Annotated in this window: 5 protein-coding genes and 1 pseudogene; 4 read left to right on the forward strand and 2 right to left on the reverse strand. The window is 50.4% G+C overall.

Annotated features, from left to right (window positions below; all coding sequences use genetic code 11):
* A pseudogene (locus GOB58_RS12655) lies at positions 1–97 on the forward strand (IS5/IS1182 family transposase); the annotation flags it as partial.
* A gap of 385 nt (positions 98–482) precedes the next feature.
* Positions 483–1,442, forward strand: a complete 960-nt coding sequence (locus GOB58_RS12660) for an IS481 family transposase (RefSeq protein WP_173560431.1) — start codon at positions 483–485, stop codon at positions 1,440–1,442.
* 38 nt (positions 1,443–1,480) lie between these two features.
* On the opposite strand, the gene GOB58_RS12665 is transcribed toward GOB58_RS12660, so the two are convergent.
* Entirely contained in the window at positions 1,481–2,833 is a 1,353-nt protein-coding gene (locus GOB58_RS12665; RefSeq protein WP_173560435.1) for an aspartate aminotransferase family protein, read from the reverse strand.
* A 266-nt stretch (positions 2,834–3,099) separates the two neighbouring features.
* Here GOB58_RS12665 and GOB58_RS12670 point away from each other — a divergent pair, with 266 nt between their 5' ends.
* A complete protein-coding gene (locus tag GOB58_RS12670) occupies positions 3,100–4,308 on the forward strand; it encodes a cation:proton antiporter (protein ID WP_173560432.1) in 1,209 nt (402 codons plus the stop codon).
* A 106-nt stretch (positions 4,309–4,414) separates the two neighbouring features.
* Here GOB58_RS12670 and GOB58_RS12675 read toward each other — a convergent pair whose 3' ends face one another.
* Complete coding sequence (locus tag GOB58_RS12675) at positions 4,415–5,335, reverse strand: LysR family transcriptional regulator (protein WP_322973255.1); 921 nt, start codon at positions 5,333–5,335, stop codon at positions 4,415–4,417.
* Positions 5,336–5,502: 167 nt separating this feature from the next.
* Here GOB58_RS12675 and GOB58_RS12680 point away from each other — a divergent pair.
* Positions 5,503–6,044 (forward strand): amidohydrolase family protein (locus GOB58_RS12680; protein WP_173560434.1); only part of this gene is annotated, 542 nt, incomplete at its 3' end.

Below are 6,044 nucleotides of genomic sequence, written 5' to 3' on the forward strand. Positions count from 1 at the left end.
CTGGCGACGGGTGGCAACACGATACGACCGCTGCGCTCATACCTTCATGTCCGCAATCCATATCGCTGCAAGCTTCATCTTCTATCTCAAAGAATGAGTCCTGAGCCTAATACATCCTGACACCATTGGTTACAATACAAATCAAATCTGTAAGGTAGACACATATAGAAAGCATCGGCGAGCTCTCCACCATCCATGTTAGACATAGCTCTTTTGTAGAACTCTATCATTTTATTTTCTTGGGAATTTAAATTTTGGAACATTATTATACAATCTTATCACTGATGGACTATTTATTTCAACCGTCGCCATATCGTTGGGTGTACGGAAACTCGCTGCCCCTGCCGGTCGGTAACTTACTGCCATGCCACCGGCAAATTTTTCAACCCACCCTCCAGTTTGCCCTTTAATTGTTAATGGTCTAGGTGTTTAGTCCCGTGGTTTGATGGTGTAGTATTTTCACGAGAGTGGAAGGACGCCTTATGGGACAGATACGTCATGGCAGCGCCACGACCACGCACGCCGTGCGAGCAGCAATACAGCGATCGCAGGCTTCGCTCGCGACGCTGAGCAAGGAGTTCGGGATCAACCCGAAAACAGTTGCAAAATGGCGGAAGCGTCAAACGGTTGAGGATCAGAAGACAGGTCCTAAAGAGCCGCGATCCACGGTTCTGTCCGAGACGGACGAAGCGATGATCGTGGCGTTTCGCCGGCATACGTTGCTGCCGCTGGATGACTGTCTTTATGCCCTGCAGGCCAGCATCCCTCATCTGACACGCCCGGCTCTGCATCGCTGCCTGCAGCGCCACGGGATATCCCGGCTTCCGGATATCGAGGGAGACAAGCCCAGACGACAGCGTTTCAAACGCTATCCCATCGGCTTTTTTCACATCGATATTGCCGGGGGCCAGACTGCTGAAGGCAAGCTGTACCTCTTCGTCGCCATCGATCGGACCAGCAAATTCGCTGTCACACAACTGGTTGAGAAAGCCGATCGGAAGACCGCCTGGGAATTCCTCGAATATCTCCTGAGCATCATTCCTTATCGGATCCATACCATTCTGACCGATAATGGCATCCAGTTCGCTGATCAGCCTCGTAACCGCAATATGGCCTGGTCTCGCCCCATGCGCTTCGACATGATCTGCGAAGCGCATGAGATCGAACATCGTCTGACGAAACCCAGTCATCCCTGGACGAACGGTCAGGTTGAGCGGATGAACCGGACAATCAGGGAAGCAACCGTCAAACGCTTCCATTACGACAGTCATAAGCAGTTAAGGACACACCTCAGCAATTTCATGGCAGCCTATAACTTCGGGCGAAGACTCAAGACCCTGAACGGCCTCACCCCTTATGAATACGTCTGCAAAATCTGGACTTCAGAGCCAGAAAGATTCATCATCAATCCAACCCATCAAACCACGGGACTAAACACCTAAGGGCAGAGAGACATTGCCTCTCTCTGCCCTTAGCATTTTTATTGCGTTACGGTGATAATCAGGCGACGCAGGGTTTCTACCATGTCCAGCACCTGTTCTTCTGTTGCAATAAATGGAGGGGCCAGAGAGAACGTATCGCCCGTGCAGCGAAGCAGCAGCCCATTCTGCATGCCCAGTTCAAAAAGAGCACTCCCTCTTTTTCCAGGGGAATCTGCTTCTGGCACAAGGTCGATACCCGCGGTCAGGCCAAAATTACGCACATCCCTGACCCCAGGCAGATCACTCAGGCTATGCACAGCCTTCTCCAGCACCGGTTCGAGACCACGTACATGCGTTAGCAGTGAGTCCTCTTCCATAATATCGAGCACAGCATGACTAACAGCCGCGGCAATCGGGTGACCTGAATATGTGTAGCCATGAGCAAACTCAATCGCCTCTTCAGGACCGGTCATAAATGTCTCGTAGATATCCTTGCTGATCAGCACGCCTCCCATTGGCACAATGCCGTTGGTTACTGCTTTAGCAAAGGTGATCATATCCGGTTTGACGTTAAAGCGCCGGGATGCAAAATTTTCTCCCATACGACCAAAACCTGTAATTACTTCATCAAAAATCAGCAAAATACCGTGTTTTGTGCATATCTCGCGTAAACGCTCCAGATACCCGACCGGAGGCACCACAACGCCTGTTGACCCCTGTACCGGCTCAACAATAACGGCAGCTATCGTTGAGGCGTCGTGTAGTGCGACAAGACGCTCCAGATCTTCAGCATAGTCGGCACCCCATGTGGGCTGACCTTTTGAAAAGGCCATTTTTGAGTGGTCATAGGTGTGCCGCAAATGATCAACACCATTCAGCATACCGGCAGCAAACATTTTTCTGTTAGACACAATGCCGCCAACCGATATGCCACCAAAGCCAACGCCATGATAAGCACGTTCGCGCCCGATCATACGAAAGCGCCCGCCCTCACCTCTTAAGCGGTGGTAGCCCAAAGCAAGTTTGAGGGCTGTATCAACGGCTTCGGTCCCTGAATTGGCAAAAAATACATGGTTCAGGTTTTCAGGGGCCATATAGGCAAGACGTTTAGCCAGGCGAACAGCAACCGGATGGGCCATCTGAAATGATGAGCAATAATCAAGCTCTTCAGCCTGATTTTTCAAAGCTTCCACGATGCGTGGCACGGCATGCCCTAGCGGTGTGCACCACAGACCAGATAACGTATCAAAAAGTTTTTTTCCGTCAGGGGTATAATAATAAGCCCCTTTAGCAGAGGAAATTATGCGCGAACCGGCCTGTTTTCTGACATGACGGTTTGCGGTAAATGGCATCCAGTATGAGCCATCTTTTAAAGCATCTTCGCAATTAAACTCGTTAGATAAATGTACCATCATGCACCCTTTAGTTATGCGACCTGTCATTTCAGGTCTTTTACGTGCAACTGTTTGTAAATGTTTTAGCTTTGAGACAATGAGTATTTATACAGAAATTTTTATATAAAGAAATCAGACTTTGTCATGATGCATCATGAATATGATGAAAAAGTTATATTATTAATTATTGAAAATTATGCATACAACAGGCTGCAAATATGCAATATTTGCATACCTTCCCTAAAGAGCCTCTTATTTCTCAAATAACACTATAAAGGGATCGCATGCTGACTCATTTCATGTCACTTTTTGCTGATGCAACGCTTTTTGTAATTCTGCCCTGGTTATTGTGGCAGCTTACACTTAAAAACCTGCCTATCGCTGTTTTGCCTATTCTTGTCGGCATGGTGCTGGCCGTCTGGCATGTACCTGTCAGTACAATGGGTATCCCCTCTCTTTATGGGGACTATATTGGCTGGGTTGCTGTACTGGTTCTGGCGTTTACAGCCGGGCTCGAAATGTGGCAGCACCCTGACGAGCATGACAGTCAGAACGCTCTGCCCCAGCCATCATTTGCACGCCTGATTGGCGGAGCTGCGGTTGCCCTTGGCGGCCCTTTTCTCGTAGGTACTTTCCTGGCTTATGAGGTTTTTCTCTCTCTGCCTGGATGGCATACTCCTCATACAACGCCGATGATCGCAGCTGCAGCCATCGGGTTATGTATGGCAGTCAGCGCGCTGCCAGTGCTGATTGGTATCGTACGTGAAATTGAACCTGCACAGCGCCCGCTGGCACAACTGGCATTAAAACTTGCTGTAGTTGATGATGCGGCTTTGTGGATTGGTCTGGCGTTATTGCAGTTTGCGGCAAAAGGTACTTCAGCATTACATGGCTGGACACATCTTGAGTTTTTAGCCGTTGCACTGCTAATTTTACTGATTTGTGGCGGGACATGGGCGACCCGAAATATTCCTCATCCTCCGCTTTGGGTAATATGGCTTACCATACCTGTTTATCTGGCTGCGGGCTCCTGGGCCAGTCACCAGCTGGGGCTGCATGAATTGATAGGGGCTTATTTTGCCGGTGCTATTATGCCCCCAGCCTGGGTCAGACGTTTACCAGTAGAGAAAATTGGTACGTTTTCTCTTATCTGGCTTGCTCCTATGTTTTTTGGGCATAGTGGTTTACATATTAATGGTGATGCTCTGACATGGCCTTCAGTGATTGCGTCTCTGGCTCTTGTTGCAATTTCCATTTTTTCAAAAATTGGTGCTGTCTGTTTATTTCCACCTGCTCCCGGATTGTCTTATCGCCAGGCTCTCAGCATAGGTTCTCTTTTACAATGCAAGGGGCTTATGGAAATTGTTGCGGCAACAATTTTGCATCAGAAAGGTATGTTGTCAGAATTCGCGTTTGCTTCTCTCATGGTACTGGCTGTTATTTCAACCACCCTTACAGGGCCACTTTTTAACCTCGTAAAACCAAAAACCTAAACCGGGCACGCCTGAGAAAAAATAATCATCTGGCGCCAGTCTGCTCTGTTTCCATTGAACAGACTGGCCGGACGTTCAAAATCGCTAAGTAATTTGCCAAAAGCAGTTAGCGGCAACTGGCGAAAACCTGTCTGCAAACCGCCTGCACTGTGTCACGAAGCCATTGATGGGCAGGGTCAGCATCAAACCTGGGGTGCCACATGGCAGAAATGGCGATTTCAGGTGTCTGAACCGGCAGCTGAAACAATCTCAGACCCGGTATCCCCGCAGAACTATCAGAACAGGCCGCCAGACAAGACCGCGGGACATGCGTCACCAGATCTGATTGCCGCACAATTTCGAGTGCCTCCGGAAATCCAGGCACGACGACCGATACTGTGCGTTGGTATCCCAGTTGCTCCAGTGCATCATCAACCGGCCCTCTGAATGTCCCTCGTCGTGAAGCGGCGACATGGCTACATGCAGCGTAGCGCGCTACGCTGATATCATCGTCTATAAAAAGTGAATGGCCAATGCGGGCCGCACCGACGAACGCATCCCGGAAAAGAAGCCGGGTTCGAATTTCGGGTGCAGACACGCCCAGGACACCAATTTCCAAATCGATGCGCCCCTCTCGTAATGGTAACGCGTCTTTATCAGGCTTAGGCGCAAAGCGCAGGCGAACCTGTGGTGCTCCTTTCATGATGGCTGTTACCAGAGGTGCAGCAGCGACGCTCAGAAAACCTTCATTGGCGCGAAGGACGAATGTCCGATCCAGCTTTTTCAAATTCATTTCCTGCTGCTGCGGGCACAGAATGGTACGCACGTCGCGGGTCAGAGCATGAACATTCTCACGAATCTTCAGAGCATAAGGTGTCGGTACAAGATGCCGCCCCGCCCGCACCAGCAACGGATCGCCTGTCGCGGAGCGAAGGCGTGTCAGAGTGCGGCTCATGGCGGATATGCTGAGCCCAAGCCGGTAAGCTGCGCGGGTTACGCTGACTTCCTCAAGCAGCACATCCAGCGCCCTCAGAAGATTGAAATCCATGTTTTCCATGCATTGAACCTATCGACAATGACTGGGCAGATGGCGTTACATGCAATTATATATTGATGCTAATGCGTCTGGCGCCAGCTCTGGTTCTACCTCTATTTTCTATGACGTGAAAACAGACATGCCCATCATAATGAGGGTCTGCTGAGAGGAAGAAACCTATGAAGCTGATTGGCATCGAAGAACATTTCCTGACACATGAGATAAAAAATGCATGGTCCGCTCTTGGGCTTGAGGCCAGTGACCCGAGTGTTGCGTTTCATGGTGGTCTGCTTGAGACACGACTGAACGATCTTACCGAACAGCGACTAACCCTGATGGATGAAACAGGGATTGACGAACAGGTTCTGTCGCTCACCACTCCGTCACTGCACGACCTGGGACCAGACAGTATCGACCTCGCTCGCCGCACGAATGATGCCGTGGCGGAAGCCGCTGGTCGCCACCCCGATCGCTTTCAGGCGCTGGCAACGCTGCCTGTGGCAATGCCCGACGAAGCCGCCCTGGAACTCGAGCGCTGTGTCAGAATACTTGGGTTTAAGGGAACGATGCTGTGTGGGCGAGTGGGCCATCGCAACCTGGATCATACTGACTGGAACGCCTCTTCGCAGATGGCGGCCAGCCAGTCGGGATGCGCCATCATGTCGAGCCAGATGATGCGTAGCAGAGGCCGATCCGGTTCACTGAACCAGCGTTCCTTAAG

It is taken from the genome of Acetobacter thailandicus, from assembly GCF_011516655.1.
Lineage (GTDB): Bacteria > Pseudomonadota > Alphaproteobacteria > Acetobacterales > Acetobacteraceae > Acetobacter > Acetobacter thailandicus.